13 protein-coding genes are annotated in these 14440 nt (G+C 65.4%); 7 read left to right on the top strand and 6 right to left on the bottom strand.

Annotation, left to right across the window (positions count from 1 at the left end; translation table 11 throughout):
- Positions 1–27 precede the first annotated feature (27 nt).
- On the top strand, positions 28–1449 hold the full coding sequence (locus ACSUZC_RS01635) for a phytoene desaturase family protein (protein ID WP_439031202.1): 1422 nt from the start codon (positions 28–30) through the stop codon (positions 1447–1449).
- Between the two features lie 152 nt (positions 1450–1601).
- Positions 1602–1997: a hypothetical protein gene (locus ACSUZC_RS01640; RefSeq protein WP_439031203.1), complete on the top strand. Its 396-nt coding sequence runs from the start codon at positions 1602–1604 to the stop codon at positions 1995–1997.
- Here ACSUZC_RS01640 and ACSUZC_RS01645 read toward each other — a convergent pair.
- The 3 genes from ACSUZC_RS01645 to ACSUZC_RS01655 all read right to left on the bottom strand — a co-directional run bounded on the left by ACSUZC_RS01645 (position 1988) and on the right by ACSUZC_RS01655 (position 4988).
- Entirely contained in the window at positions 1988–3778 is a 1791-nt protein-coding gene (locus tag ACSUZC_RS01645; RefSeq protein WP_439031204.1) for a SulP family inorganic anion transporter, read from the bottom strand. The genes ACSUZC_RS01640 and ACSUZC_RS01645 overlap by 10 nt on opposite strands.
- Before the next feature lie 44 nt (positions 3779–3822).
- Positions 3823–4302 carry a hypothetical protein gene (locus ACSUZC_RS01650; protein WP_439031205.1) on the bottom strand — a complete coding sequence of 160 codons (480 nt, stop codon included), beginning with the start codon at positions 4300–4302 and terminating at the stop codon, positions 3823–3825.
- 101 nt (positions 4303–4403) lie between these two features.
- Complete coding sequence (locus ACSUZC_RS01655; protein ID WP_439033238.1) at positions 4404–4988, bottom strand: TetR/AcrR family transcriptional regulator; 585 nt, start codon at positions 4986–4988, stop codon at positions 4404–4406.
- A gap of 27 nt (positions 4989–5015) precedes the next feature.
- On the opposite strand from ACSUZC_RS01655, the gene ACSUZC_RS01660 reads away from it, so the two are divergent.
- A complete protein-coding gene (locus tag ACSUZC_RS01660) occupies positions 5016–5975 on the top strand; it encodes a DMT family transporter (protein WP_439031206.1) in 960 nt (319 codons plus the stop codon).
- Between the two features lie 41 nt (positions 5976–6016).
- Here the strand turns inward: ACSUZC_RS01660 and ACSUZC_RS01665 are convergent, their stop codons facing one another.
- Positions 6017–7783, bottom strand: coding sequence for a DUF3556 domain-containing protein (locus ACSUZC_RS01665; RefSeq protein ID WP_439031207.1), 1767 nt, complete (start codon positions 7781–7783; stop codon positions 6017–6019).
- A 184-nt stretch (positions 7784–7967) separates the two neighbouring features.
- On the opposite strand from ACSUZC_RS01665, the gene ACSUZC_RS01670 reads away from it, so the two are divergent.
- A complete protein-coding gene (locus tag ACSUZC_RS01670) occupies positions 7968–8927 on the top strand; it encodes a hypothetical protein (RefSeq protein ID WP_439031208.1) in 960 nt (319 codons plus the stop codon).
- Positions 8928–8940: 13 nt separating this feature from the next.
- Here the strand turns inward: ACSUZC_RS01670 and ACSUZC_RS01675 are convergent, their stop codons facing one another.
- Entirely contained in the window at positions 8941–9663 is a 723-nt protein-coding gene (locus ACSUZC_RS01675) for a GNAT family N-acetyltransferase (RefSeq protein WP_439031209.1), read from the bottom strand.
- A gap of 345 nt (positions 9664–10008) precedes the next feature.
- Between ACSUZC_RS01675 and ACSUZC_RS01680 the strand changes: the two genes are divergently transcribed.
- The 3 genes from ACSUZC_RS01680 to ACSUZC_RS01690 all read left to right on the top strand — a co-directional run bounded on the left by ACSUZC_RS01680 (position 10009) and on the right by ACSUZC_RS01690 (position 12959).
- Complete coding sequence (locus tag ACSUZC_RS01680; protein ID WP_439031210.1) at positions 10009–10611, top strand: hypothetical protein; 603 nt, start codon at positions 10009–10011, stop codon at positions 10609–10611.
- 72 nt (positions 10612–10683) lie between these two features.
- A complete protein-coding gene (locus ACSUZC_RS01685) occupies positions 10684–11283 on the top strand; it encodes an LppA family lipoprotein (protein WP_388055585.1) in 600 nt (199 codons plus the stop codon).
- 5 nt (positions 11284–11288) lie between these two features.
- Positions 11289–12959 (top strand): alpha/beta hydrolase, encoded by a 1671-nt coding sequence (locus tag ACSUZC_RS01690; protein WP_439031211.1) that lies wholly within the window; start codon positions 11289–11291, stop codon positions 12957–12959.
- An 18-nt stretch (positions 12960–12977) separates the two neighbouring features.
- On the opposite strand, the gene ACSUZC_RS01695 is transcribed toward ACSUZC_RS01690, so the two are convergent.
- Positions 12978–14069, bottom strand: coding sequence for an HNH endonuclease (locus ACSUZC_RS01695; protein WP_439031212.1), 1092 nt, complete (start codon positions 14067–14069; stop codon positions 12978–12980).
- Positions 14070–14440: the final 371 nt, after the last annotated feature.

Here is a 14440-nt window from a genome sequence, read left to right on the forward strand (position 1 = left end):
CGGTGTCCCGATGGCAGGCGGCGGCCGGTGAGCACTGCCGTCGTGGTGGGCGGCGGGCCCAACGGTCTCGCCGCGGCTCTTCATCTGGCCCGTGAAGGCGTCGACGTCCAGGTGCTGGAGGCATCGGACACGGTGGGCGGGGGTGCCCGATCCGGCGAGCTCGCGGTGCCCGGCGTCATCCACGACCACTGCTCGGCGTTCCACCCGCTGGCCGTCGGTTCGCCGTTCTGGTCCGAAGTGGGGCTCGAGCGCCACGGCCTGGTGTGGAAATGGCCCGAGATCGACTGCGCCCACCCGCTCGACTCCGGCGACGCAGGCCTGTTGTATCAGTCGATTTCGACGACTGCAGACGGTCTCGGCGCAGACGGTGGTCGCTGGCGCACGATGTTCGGCGACCTGGCCGAACATTTCGACGACCTCGGTGAGGATCTGCTCCGTCCGATCGTCAACGTGCCTCGTCATCCGTTCCGCCTGGCTGCTTTCGGACCTCGCGCAGTTCTGCCCGCGACGATCCTCGCGCGATGGTTTCGCACCGAACGCGCCAGAGCGCTCTACGGAGGGATCGCCGCGCACCTGTTCTCCCGGTTGGACCGACCACTCACCGGCTCCCTCGGACTGATGATCGCCGCCAGCGGACACCGGTACGGTTGGCCGGTCGCGGAGGGAGGTTCGGGGGCCATCACAGCGGCTGTCGTCGCGGCGCTCGAGGCCAGCGGCGGCAAGATAGAGACCGGTGTTCGTGTGAGATCTCGAGCCGACATCCCGCCCGCGGACATCACGATGCTGGATCTGTCTCCGGCGCAGATACTCTCGCTGTACGGCGACGAGATGCCCGCGCGTATCCGGCGGTCGTACCGTCGGTACCGGGTCGGGTCGTCGGCCTTCAAGGTCGACTTCGCGATCGACGGGGACATCCCGTGGACCAACGCCGCATGTTCGCGCGCCGGAACAGTCCACCTCGGCGGGAGCTTTGCCGAGATCGCAGACACCGAGAGGCAACGCGCCGAGGGGAAGACGGTGGCTCGACCGTTTGTACTGCTGGGCCAGCAGTACGTCGCCGACCCCACGCGCAGCGCCGGCGGGATCAACCCGATCTATGCTTACGCCCACGTGCCGCGCGGTTTCGACGGAGATGCGACCGAGCAGATCGTCGCGCAGATAGAGCGTTTCGCGCCTGGTTTCCGCGACCGCGTTGTCGCGACGACCAGTTGGAGTACCGGACAGCTCCAGGCCTACAACCCCAACTTCGCGACCGGGGACATCATCGGCGGAGCCAACGACGGGCTGCAGATCGTTCTGCGCCCTCGCGCTGCGATCGACCCGTACGCGACCGGTGTTCGAGGGGTGTACATCTGCTCTCAGGCCACCCCGCCGGGCGCGGGCATCCACGGGTTGTGCGGCTTCCACGCGGCCGGATCCGCTCTGCGACACGCACGCTCGGGACGGTGACCGTCACGGGCATGTGTCACCGGCGCCGGTGAGATCACCGACTGCCCGGGAACGTGCGAGACGTGGCGCGATGTCGAGCAGCTGGTGAAGCGTGGGTGAAGAGTGAGTCGTTCACGTCCGATACGACGATGAGCGCACCTAGGGTTGCCGGCATGAAACGATCTGCAATCACAATGTCGATGGCCGCGATCTCGATCGGCGCCGCAGGTGTGCTGACCGTATTGGGAACGTCTGCAGCGCAGGCAAATTCGTTCTCCACCAGCACCCACGGCGGCACAGCGAGCTACGACGACGGCGGCGACAGGTTCTGCGCATTCGCCTGGAACACCGAAGGCGTTCGTACGGTGCGGGTCACATTGACCGCGGTCAGTCGCCCGGGGCCGAGCTTCGACTTCACCGAGCGGAACACCTACGCCGGTGGCAACGCGGGGAACACCTGCCGGAGCCTCGCGACAGCGTATGAGGACACCCAGTACAAGGCCGTGATCCGCGGATACTGGGGCGAGCCGGGAACCACCGAGACCAAGACCGTCACCTTCTACAGCTGACGATCGTCGTCCGGGCTCCCGTTTCGCCACTCTTCCCCGGCGTCACGGGGGCCCGGCTCCGTCGGATCGATGTCGCTGCGCCAGGTCCCGGTGATCTCGTCGATCTTCGCACCGGTCGTCGGTGCGAACCGCGAATCGTCGAACCGCGGCTTTCCGTCGATACGGAGGTCGTAGCGGCGAAGTTGTTCGCGCACCGGATCTTTCATCTCCGCCAGGATGAGGGTGATTCCGTGCGAGCGGAGATAGTCGTCGAGCTCGACGAGTTCGTCCACAGCCGTTGCGTCGATGTCGACGATGGGTTCCGCCGCGACGATCACTGTGTGCACCCGCCTCCCAGCCGATCGCGCCTCCCTGACCTTGCCGCGGACGAAGTCGTCGAAGATGCCGCCGTTGGCGAAGAACAATGCGGCGTCGAAGCGGACGATGAGGACTCCTTCGATTCGCTCAGCCGTGGGGTAGCGGGTGACGTCGTGGTAGCCGCGGAGGCCGGGCACCCGACCCAGCTCGGTCCGATAGGGGCGCCAGGCGAGATTCACGAAGGCGATGAACGACAGTCCGATCGCGATCAGGATGCCCTCCAGGACACCGATGAGCGCGACGCCCAGGAACGCCGCCACCGACAGTGCTCCCTCGACCCAGTTGGCGCGGAACAACTTCACGATCCCCGAGATGTCGATGAGCGAGATCGCCGCGGCGATGACCACGGCGGCCAGTGCGGCCGACGGCAGATAGGCGGTCACCCCCGGGGCGGCGAAGATGAAGACGATGATCAGCAGCGCACCGACGACCGCGGCCAGCTGGGTCTTGGCCCCGGCCTGTTCGGCGACCGGTGTGCGTGACGACGACGCCGAGATGGCGAAGCCGCTGAGGAATCCGGTGGCGATGTTGGCGGTTCCGATGGCCGACATCTCCTGGCTACCGTCGACGGTGTCACCGGCACGCGCCGCGAATGTCCGTGACAGCACACTGGTGTCGGCGAACGCGATGAGCGCGATGCCCACCGCCGGGCCGATCAGGCTGATCACGTCGTCGACGGTGATCCCCTCCAGCGACGGTGACGGCAGGCCACGAGGCATCGCGCCGACGACCGGGAGATCGTCAGACCATCCGAAGGCCCCGACGACCGCGATCGCACCCACGACGGCGATCAAGACACCGGGAATCGCTCTGCGCCACAGACGCAACGCGAAGATGGTGACCAGACAGGTGACGCCGATGGCCGACGGCAGTGCTCTCGTCTCGCCCGCGCCGATCGCGGTGACGATGCCCGTCGCCTCCTCGAGCACAGAATCCCCGTCGACGCTGAATCCCAACAGTTTCGGCAGCTGACTCAGGATGACCACCAGAGCGATCCCGTTCAGGTAGCCGATGCGGATGGGCTTGGACAGCAGGTCGGTGACGAAGCCGAGCTTGAGCAGGCCACCGATCACCAGGATCAGCCCGACCTCGATGGCGAGTACGCCTGCGAGCGCGACGCGTTCGGCGTCGAAGGCGGCCAACGGAATGATCGATGCGGCGATGATCGGTGCCAGCGAGGAGTCGGGGCCGAGCACGAGGATGCGTGAGGGGCCCACGACCGCGTAGACGAGGAGGGGGATCACCGTCGCGTACAGACCGGTCACCGGTGGTAGACCTGCGACCTCGGCATACCCCATACCCGCCGGGATGAGCAGCGCCGTCAGCACGACGCCGGCGACGAGGTCTCCCTTGAGCCACGACCTGTCGTACGAGCGGAACACACCCCATCCAGGGAGAAGCCGTGACACCGCACCCGCTCGCATGCCGCGATTATGGCCTCTGCCCGCCGGGTTCGGTCCGCGATCGCTCAGGTTGTGACGACGGTGGGCTCCTCGATTGCTGTCGAAGGGGCCGGAGTCTGTTGCACCGGTGACAGGGCCAGGGCGATCGTGCCCGTCACGACGAGATGCGCCGGGAGTTCGGCGTGCAGGGTTCGGCGGTGCCGGGAGAGGTCGACGACCGTGATGTCGGCCATCGCCGCGCCGGCGAGGGGTGTGCCCGGGAAAGCGACGTCCAGCAGGGACGAGTGCAGCGGCAGCGAGGCATCGACGTGCAAGACAGCGCGCCCGCGGGTGACGGTGACCGACGTGAGGCGGGTCACCAGCGTCGGGAACCAGGCCGACGTCGGGCACAGCGACTGACACACCGGTTGCCCGTCGTCGTCGAGGTAGAAAGCGATTCGGCGATGCAACGATTCTTCGCGCAGCGAGATGTCTCCGGCGACCACATCAGCGCCCGCGGCGCGCAGAGTTGATCCCCAGATCTGTCTGTCGAACGTTCTGGTCACGGTGATCCTTTGTAGGGAGGGCAATTGGTCGAACAATGTCACCGGACCAGATCTACTCCGCAACCCGTTGTAGCGGAACACAATAACGCGTTAAGAGATCGTCAAATCGCGTCGGCGAGTACGCGGAGCGCGAGATCGCGGGTGATGTCGAATGCCTCCGGCTCCACGCCGAGGCCGGCGCTGACGAGGGCACCCTCGTGCAGGATCAACAGTCGGCGCGCCACTTCTCGGGGGGCTGGGGTGGCGCCGGCGATGCGGGTCAGGAGCTCGAGCATCTCCTGCTTCTGCCCCACGATGATCGGATACGCGGGATGGTCCGGATCGCTGATCTCGGCGTGCGCGTTGATCATTGCGCAACCCTTGTGGCCGCGTTCGGCGGACCAGTCGCGCGTGGCGTCGAACACGGCCGCGAGCTGGGCTGCGGGCGAGGTCGGCGCGGCATCCAGCCGCGACTGTAATAAGAGCTTCCACGCCTTGTCACGCGCCCGCAGGTACTCGACGACAAGCTGTTCCTTCGACCCGAACCTGTCGTACAGCGTGCGTTTGGTGACCCCGGCTTCAGCGGCGATGGTGTCCACCCCGACCGCATGGATTCCGCGCTCGTAGAACAACCCGGACGCGGCGTGCAGGATCTGCCGTGCCTTGGGGGTCCATTCCACCTCGTGGGTCGTCGTCACCTGACAAATACTACACCGATCTGTAAAGTCGGCCGCATGCGCACTTCACCGATCGGTATACCCAGCAGGTGGCTGACCTTCGCGATGTCCGCGGTCTTCGTCGTGTGCTGGTCGTCGGGCTTCATCGGAGCCAAACTGGGAGCCGGCGAGGCGTCGGTCCTGACGATCCTGATGTGGCGGTTCCTGATCATCGCCGCCGTTCTCGGAGCGGCAGTGTGGGTGCTGTCCCGTCGGCGACGGGTACGACCGATGTCGCCGCGGCAGTTCGGTTCACAGTTGGTGATCGGGGTGTTGTCGCAGTGCGGGTACACCGTGACCGTGTACTGGGCGATCTCACTCGGGGTCAGCACCGGCACCACCGCGCTCATCGACGGTGTGCAACCGTTGGTGGTCGCCGCACTCGCGGGCCCGATCCTCGGCGCGGTGACACGTGGCCGTCAATGGTGGGGTCTGCTGGTCGGTGCGGCCGGGGTGGTGCTGGTGACGTGGTCGGACGCCTCGTCGTCTGCGGGGGCGCCGTGGTGGGCCTACCTGGTGCCGCTGCTCGGGATGGCGAGTCTGGTGGTGGCGACCTTCCTGGAGCGGCGTGTCATCGACGCGCCAGCACCCACTGTCATCCTCGCCATCCACTGTGGCGCATCGGCGGTGATCTTCTCTGCCGCGAGTGTTGTCGCGGGGGTGGCCGTGCCGCCGATGGCCGGTACGTTCTGGCTGGCGATCGCGTGGCTGACCCTCCTGTCGACCCTCGGCGGCTACGGCCTGTACTGGGTGCTGCTCCGACGATCGGGGGTGACCTCGGTCAACACCCTGATGTTCCTGATGCCGCCGGTCACCGCCCTGTGGGGAACGGCTATGTACGACGAACCGTTCACGTGGACAACGGCTCTCGGACTGGCAATGGCCTGCGGGGCCACGTGGGTGGTCAATCGTGGGGCGCCGGAGCGGTCGGTCGACGGTGGGCGGACAACCAAAGAGGTTGCCGAGGTTGCTCGATGAGGCATGGCGTACCGACCGACGTCGTCGCGGCAGTGTGCCCGCTAATCGGACGAAACTGCCCCATCTGGCCGCTCCGGAACGACGCCGTCGGCCCGCCACGTCACCGTGACCGGAACCTGGTCGTCCCACGGTTGCCGTGTGACGAGGTCGGCGACGCGCACGTAACCGCGTTCGAATTCGCCTGTCGCAGGATCGACGAGGCGGTATTCCTGTGTCTGGCGATGAATCGGTTGAGCGTCGAGCAAGACGATGCGAACCTCACCGGGCTCGAATCGGCAACGCTGCTGGAGTGATTCGATGAGCTGCTCGTTCGACAGGTGGCCGTCGCCGAAGTTCCAACCCATCGCGGTGCTGCAGATCCGTTCGCCGTCGGTGAGCACGTACTGCTCCTCCGGGACACCCGCCATCGCACGATGCGCCAGCGTGAACAACGCCCGACCGTGACTGTTGAAGGACCGGAACGCATATCCCATGTACAGCGGGATCTGCGCGGCTTCGGGACTGCCGTAGAACCGTTCGAGCTGGGCGGCCGGCATCGACGCGATGGCCACGATTCCCTTCTCGATCTTCGCCGAGGCCGACGGTTTGATACACCACAACCCGGTGTCCCAGTTGCCCGCGTAATACCGCATGCCCGGCAGGAACGACACCTTGCGCGGGAACAGGTTTCCGACGATGACGGTTCCGACGGACACTGCGAAGAGCACCAGGGGCCAAGGAGATCGAAGATCCTCGAGTCCGATCCCCGGATGTCCGACGAACAGCGCGAGGATGCCGAACATCATGAAGACGTTCCACTCGAGCGGCACCCCCATCGGGATCGACGAGAGGATGCCGAAGTGGAAGATGAGCATGATCGCCGCCGCGATCGCAGCGACCCAACCACCGTGCGAGAAGAACAGCACGAGTGGGACGAGTCCTTCGACCGCGGTGGAGAAGTGGGCGATCCAGCGTGAACGCCGACCAGGTCGGAGGTCGTCGGGGAAGTCCTCGAAGAACTTGCGCTTGATCTTCGGAGATCGCCAGATCGGATTGTTCGACATCATCGTGGCGATGACGAACGGGAAGTGCTTGTTCAGTTTCGACGTAGCGGCGCCCAACCAGATGCACAGAAAGATCAGTTTGGCGGCAATGATCATGTCGACGCCGCTGAACAGAAAGGTCACGGTGAGCGCGCCGTACACCTCGCCGCGGGCGGCGAGGAACACCGTCTTGTCCCGCAGGCCGATGGCGGCGAGGAGGCCGAGGATGGTCCAGATCTGCCAGACCGGAAGGACGCCCACGGTGGTGCCCAGTTCGGGAACGTCGCCGGTGCCGGGGCTGAACAACGCGATCAGGATGACGATGATGAGCGCGCCGTACAGCGCGACGTCGATGGGAGTGCGGCTGTCGCCGGCGGTCAGCGGGATGCGGGGCCACGGCGGTTGCCGAATGGTTCTCGGACGCAACCAGTACAGGATCGACCCGAGGGGCGGGAAGAAGCGGTTGTTCAACGGGCCGAACCCGCAGCCGAGGCCCACGACCTCGAACAGCATCGTGTACAGCACGACCTTCTGGAACACGATCGGCTCGTTGTACCAGGCAGTGATGTCGAAGAACCCGTCGATGCCGGGTGTGCTGACGACCACCGCCCAGCCGATGAGGATGTAGGCGAGGATCTTGCCGACGTAGAACAGGTGCAGAGCGACCGGCGTCCCGAACCCCACTTCGGCCCAGTGTCGCGCCATCGGGCGGATCTTCTCCGCCCGACTGCCTTGACTCCAGGTTGCGAAGTCGATCTCCGGAGTGGTCTGTTTCAGGAATCCCATCGCCGCAGAACCTAGCAAACCAAGTGCTTGCTTGGTCCGGTTTCGCTGATCCGCGTGCGTCCCACCGCCCCAGGAACCAGGGATGACCGTACCGACGACATTCGGCGGTCGACGGCACGCGGGGTCCCCGGTCAGCGCTTGCGAGTCCGTGCCCCGCCTTCGCGATGCGTGGTCTACTGGATGAATGATGTACGTCCTGATCGCCGTCTTCGTGGTGGTCATGGCGGCGGCCCTCGTCGTGCTGTTGGGCATGGCGATCGGCGCGTTCTCGGCGATGTTCACGGGCATGCGTGACGACCTCCGCACCCGGAGGTCCGACGCACGGTCGCAATCGGACAACCCGATGGCGTCGCGCGGACCCGCGACAACCTCGGCAGACCCCCTGGGCGACCTCGCCGACACGCTTCGACTGGCCCAGGCCCGACGCTGGGAGTCGTGTCAGACGATTCGGCGGCGACTGAACAGCGATCGCTCCGACGACGTGCAGAGCGATGCCGGCGGGTTCATCGTCCTCGCGCTGGACATCTGGCGCGGTCTGCCGGTCGAGGCAGGAGACGCCGGACCCGACGATGCGGCAGGCCGGGTTCGCCGTCACGAACATGACGCGGGCGAACTCGACCACTTCTCATCCGACCCGGTCGGCCAGATCGCGTGGACGACCGCGGCGGTCGCCGATCGCATCAGTGACCTCCCCGCGTGGCGACTCGACTTCTTCGATCGTCACTCCGTGCGCGTTGACCTGGGTGGTGAGGTCACCGCCATCGCGAACGCGGCCGTCGGCCTCCGCGACCAGTTCGTCCTACTCGGCGACGCGCCGTCAGGGCACCTGGCCGCTGACCCGGACGTCATCTCCACCTTTGCCGAGAAGTCGCTCCTGCTGTCGGGCCGGCTCGATGAACTCGTGCGGCGCCTGGAGGCCTTCGCCGGTTACGAGCAGATCGTCGCGCAGATACAGCACCGCCAGGAGAAGCAGGCGTGGCTAGACCGTGTCGGCGGGATCGACGATTTCGAGCACGTCGTCGCCACCGAGTGGGATCGGGCGGAGGCCGACCGGGTGCGGCACATGGCCGACGAATCGGGTGTGCTGGCCTCGATCTACCTCGATGAGATTGCGCCGCTGGCGAAGTCGTTGAAACGGCGGTGACCTCGGGGAGTGTTCACCGCGGGGCGGTGAACACCCGGAACCGCACCTCGGCGCGAACGTCGAAGCCGAGTTGTTCGTACAGTCGGATGGCGACGGTGTTCCCGGCATCCGCGTGCAGGATCGGGACGTCACCGCGATCCCGAATCCCCTGTGCGAGAGCGAGTACGAGGCGCGACGCGAGTCCACGTCCACGATGATCGGGGTCGGTGCAGACGGCGCTGATCTCGGTGTGACCGGGAATCCTGAGTCGTTCACCGCCCATCGCGATGAGCCGACCGGCGCGTCGGATGCCGATGTAGGTGCCCATCTCGATGGTTCGGGGACGGAACGGACCGGGCCTGGTGCGTCGGACCAGATCTGTCATCTCCGGCACATCCGCTGTCGTCAGCGTCACGGCTTCGTCGTCTGGTCGCGTGACCACGCCGGTATCGATCATCTGGACGCCGGGCCGGTCCATCGTGGTCTCCCAGCCGGAGGGCGGACGGTCGGCGACGACGGGCAGGAACAGGGAACCGCCCGGACCGACGAGTTCGGCAGCGTCGGACCAGTCCTGCGCGGTCGGGTCATCCGGGAGAGCGGCCATCGGGCAGACATCGGGGTCGTACCGTAGGGCCGCGCCGTGGCGTTCCGCGAAGTGCGCGTGCGGCCCGGTGAGGGCCGCGAGAGCCGGGTGGTCGAGTAGCGCGTGACCTGCGCTGTGTTCGGATGCTGATTCTTCGGTGATGCGGTCGGTCACACGGCGACGATACGCCTGGACCGTGGGGCGGTGATCGGGGACGCGTACGTTCTAGAGCCTGTGGACGGACCCGGATGGTGGCCGCCCGGCGCTGTTACTGTCCGCCGTGTGAATTCGCCCCAACCGCCGGGATTTCCTCACCACCCCAATCCCGATTCGCGGCAACACCCGACTGTCGGCCATCCAGGCCAGGCCCCCTATGTCGGTGGCCTGTTCAACACCGGCACGCAGGGTCTTCGGCCGAATCTCGGATCTCCCTGGCCCACACAGCATCCCGGCCCGTTTCCAGGTCCCGGCGGGCCTATGAGCCGCACTCCGCCACCGAAGAAGCAGGGAAGCGGCTGCATGGTCGCGCTGCTGATCGGTGGAGGGGTCGTCCTCGGTGTAATCATTCTCACCGCCGGGCTCATGACGGCGTTACGCGACGGACAGAGCGGCGCGGACAGGGAACGAATGTTCGCGGTAGGGGACTGCGTGGTGTGGAATGCGGCGGGCACGGTGGTGGACCGCGTCTCGTGCTCGTCCCCGCGTGCTGTGAACAGGGTCTACGAGGTGGTCGAGCTGACGGAGTTGGCTCGATGCGTCGAGGTAGACGGGGTCGAGCGCACGGTGACGCTGACGTCGCCGCAACGCGCAGCCCTGTGCGTCGGACCGAAGGACCTCGATCCAACGACGTCTATCAACAATGTGCAACGGGGCGAGTGCATCTCGTCAGAGATGCCACCCCAGCGGCCGCACCGTGTGGCGTGCACTGAACAAGGGGCAAGGAAGGTCGACGCGCGTGTCGACGATCCGCTGCCACAGAACCACCCCGACGCGAAACAGGATTGCATCAACGCCGGTGCCGCTGACTCGACGCTGATGCTCTACTACGGGGCCGAGGGCGTGGTGGACGGGAAGCGCGAGGCGCATTACCGGTTGCTTTGTCTTTCGGATGCGCGCGGTTGATCATTCGTGTCGTACCCCGTTCGGGTGAGGTGCCATACAGGGTCAGGGGGCTCGTTGATGCGTGGACGTTTCGTGAGTGTGCTGTTGGTGGCGGGTGCGCTTGTGTCCGGGTGTTCGGCGGTCAATCAGGCGACGTTCGGTCCGGCCGAGGAGGTGTCGGCTGAGCGTATTGCGGAGTTGAATGGGCAGCTTCGTGAGTTGCCGAGTCTGGAGGCGACGCTTGAGGAGTACCGGGCGGTGCGGGCCTCGCTGGTCGAGCAGATCGAGGCGATCGCGCCGGGGGTTCGGTTTGAGTCGACGATGGAACCTGGGGATCACTACCCGGACCACCGTCGGCCGTGTTCCGGAGAGTGGTTGGACACCGATGGGATGACCGTCCAACTGGATGCGCGAGTCTCGGATGTGCCTATCAGCGAGCAGGCGTGGCCCCAGGCGGCTACTTTGGTACGTACCGCCGCCAGGGATCGTGGGATCACCCACGAGTCGTCGTTCAAGAACGAGCCGGGCAATAGGGAAATTCGCTTCACGAATTCAGAGAACGGTTCGATGAAGCTCATGTCCTTCAAAGCCGGAGTGCTCTCCATCCGGACACCGTGCCGGCGCCCCGAAGGCCCGGCGATGCCTACTCCACCCAGTTTGCAGACGGGCATGTCTCCAGCAGGTGAGGGCTGAAAACGATGGATCTGGCCACCATTGATGCCTGGAACACCGGCGCGCTGGACACGATGGCCGACTCGCTCAGTAAGCGGGTGACGACTGTTTCAGAGGTGGACGAAGCACTCCGAACAGCGAGCCGGCTCCCGGGCTGGTACAGCGAGGGAGCAGACTCCGCTCGCCAGCTCTACACTCTCACCGCAGACGACCTCCGCGACGAGGCCGCCGTCCTGGGCGCGGCGAGACAACTTGCGGTCGAGACGTCTGCGGCGGTCAATCACCTGAAAGTTCGGTTGGCCGGCCTTCGCGCGCAAGCCGCGGGTGCGTCGATGACCATCCACAATGACGGGTCCGTCACCGCAGTGCCGACGCCCGATCGGGAGGACGACGAGGCCCGTGAGGGATTGCGCAAGTCCCTGGAGACAGCCGCGAAAGCCCTGATCACCCAGGCTGCCGACGTCGACGGTGACGCCGCCCGGGTGTTCGATGCGATCCGTGACGGCAAGATCACGTCGGATGGAGCCGCCACCGTCGACGATGCGATGAAGGCCGGCGCCGACCAGGGCGGATTGACCGCCCTCGAACCGCCCAAGGACAAGACCCCGTACGAGGTGAAGGCCTACTGGGACGCGCTGTCTCCCGAGCAGCAAGCGGAACTGCTGCGCGATCGTCCCGAGCTACTGGGCAACGTCGACGGCATCCCCTCCGCTGTCCGGCACGAGGCGAATGTGGCCCAACTCAACCCGGTGTTGAAGCAACTCGAGGATCGTCGCGATCAGCTGAAGGAGCAGATCAAGTTGTGGGGTCTGTTCAGCAATGAGGATGCGGAACTCGAGCAGGTCGAGAAAAAGATCGATGACGTTAAGAAGTTGCAAGAGCTGATCGGAACAGACGAGTGGAGCCCGGACAATCCGCTCGGTCGAATGTTGCTTGTCATGGAAATGTTCTCGGCCGAACAGGGCAAGGCGGCGGTTGCACTGGGGAATCCCGACGACGCAGACCACGTCTCGGTGACAACTCCGGGCTTGGACACCAACATTCGTAACAGTTTCGGCTCGATGCTCGGCGAGTCCGCTGCGCTTCGAGATGAGACCCTGGACGAGCTACGAAATGCCGGCCGCGGCAACGAGAAGGTCTCGACGATCTCCTGGCTCGATTTTGAGCCACCAGACAAAGACAGCAGCCGACCTTTCGGCGTCCCGTGGCTGGAAGTCGCGCAACAAGACAGGGCGAGTGACGGGGCGACCGATCTCGCCAACTTCTACCGGGCGATCGACGCCACGTCGACCAAAGACGACCCGCATATCGTGGCGTTGGGGCATTCCTACGGGTCTCTAACCCAGGGACTGGCACTGCAGGATCCCGGTGGCCATCCGGTTGACGAGGCGGTCTTCTATGGTTCGCCCGGATTCGAGGCCAACGACGAACCGGAACTCGGTCTCAAGGACGGGCACGGGTACGTGATGATGGGCACGAGCGATTTCATCGACAGATTGGGAGGAGTCGGCAACGGTCCGGCGCCGCCGCTGACCAAGCTGGAGCAGCTCGATGTCGGCAGCAGGACTACCGCCGACGGCGTCGAACGCGAAGGTGCGTACATCCACTCCGACTATCCCCGGAACGGGCAGAACGGTGAATTGCGGGTCTCCGGCTACCTGATGGCCCGAATCTTGGCCGGATTGTCCCCGGAATGAGCGAAATCCAGGAAAGACTCACCGGCCACTGTTGCGGATTCCCGGCCGACGCCAGTTGATGTCGGTGCGGGGGAACGTAGTGATGTTGTTGCGTCCGAGCCAGATCGGTGTGCTGTCCGGCTGCGTGGCGTAGAGGCCGTGACGAGCTGCGACGACGCGGTCGTACTGGCTCGGCCAGTTGATGTCGGCGCCGATCTCGTCGAGCGTCGAACGTCCTCGGTCGAGGGCGCGCTGCACGTGAAGCGGAGCCGGCAAACGGTCGGACTTGTTGATGTTGCAACTCCGACAGGCGGTTACGAGATTGGCCAATCCGTCGATGCCTACGCGCGACCACGGCAAGACGTGGTCGATGTGCCGGATGCGCGTTGTCGTTGTCCCACAGTAGAAACACGACGGGCCGAACTCGTCGACGAGAGCGTCACCGGCTCGCTGTAGCGACACTCGGTCGGTACCGAAGAGATGACCGGCGAGGTCCGGACCGTCGTCGAGAATGGTCTTGTTCATGCGACGGACATCGTCGATCCAGGCGAGTTGGAAAGCAGGCTTCAGCAGCGGCGCAAGACGTGCGAGGGTGAGGCAGACCCCGGGGAACAGGGTGAGCCTGTTGCCGTGATTGGCGACCGCCTTCCGCGAGTCGGTACCCATCCACGAGTCGTCATAGAGAAAACGCTCGTTGTCGTCGTCAGAAGTGAGATTTTGCAACAGTTTCAGCGGGTACCGGACGAGGGTGCGCTTCACACTTGCGTGGGCGATCAGGTAGGCGCTCGAGTCCCGTGTCGCGAAGAGGCCGACTGCGCGCTCCCGATGCGCAATTGTCTGGGACCGCAGATTCGCGACGGCGTCGAAGATGACCCCTCGGCCATCGTTGGATTGCCGCAACCGGGTGCCGTCTAGGGGACGCATCTGACGCCAGTACAGCTCGATGACGCGGCTGGTGAGTTCGTCGAGATCGATGTCCACACTCGCGTCTGGGGTCTCGGGAACCGATTCGACTGCGAGGTCGAGTAGTACCACCAGCACCGCGAGCTTGTAGGTGGCTGTGCGCCTTCCGCTCTCGAGGACCGCTACGAGCTTGTGACCAAGAACCAGGGGATCGGCGGGAGCGGGCACAAGGCGAGTCTACGACTCCGCCAACTCTCGAAGGTGCGCGACGACCTGCTCCCCATTCTCGAGATCTGGCTGGAACGCCTCGACAGCGCCCGGCATCGGGTCCATCAGAGAGGAGATGCCGGTACATCGTCGAGGTCGCCTTCGAACCTCCGACGCTCCACCTCGCTGAGTATGATGTGGTGCAGATTCCTTCTGCGCTGAATCGGTTGTGGTAGTGGCTCATTCTTCCGGCCACATTCGGCGGCCCGCTGTCGAGAAGCGGCCTCGATCACCTGATACTCACAGAAGAGGACGGGGATACGACACTCTGACCGCTGCGCACCAGCACGGCACAAGGCTGGGCGAGCGCACGTGGTCCCTGCACTCGCCCA

The sequence above is a fragment of the Gordonia terrae genome, from assembly GCF_051789125.1.
Lineage (GTDB): Bacteria > Actinomycetota > Actinomycetes > Mycobacteriales > Mycobacteriaceae > Gordonia > Gordonia terrae_A.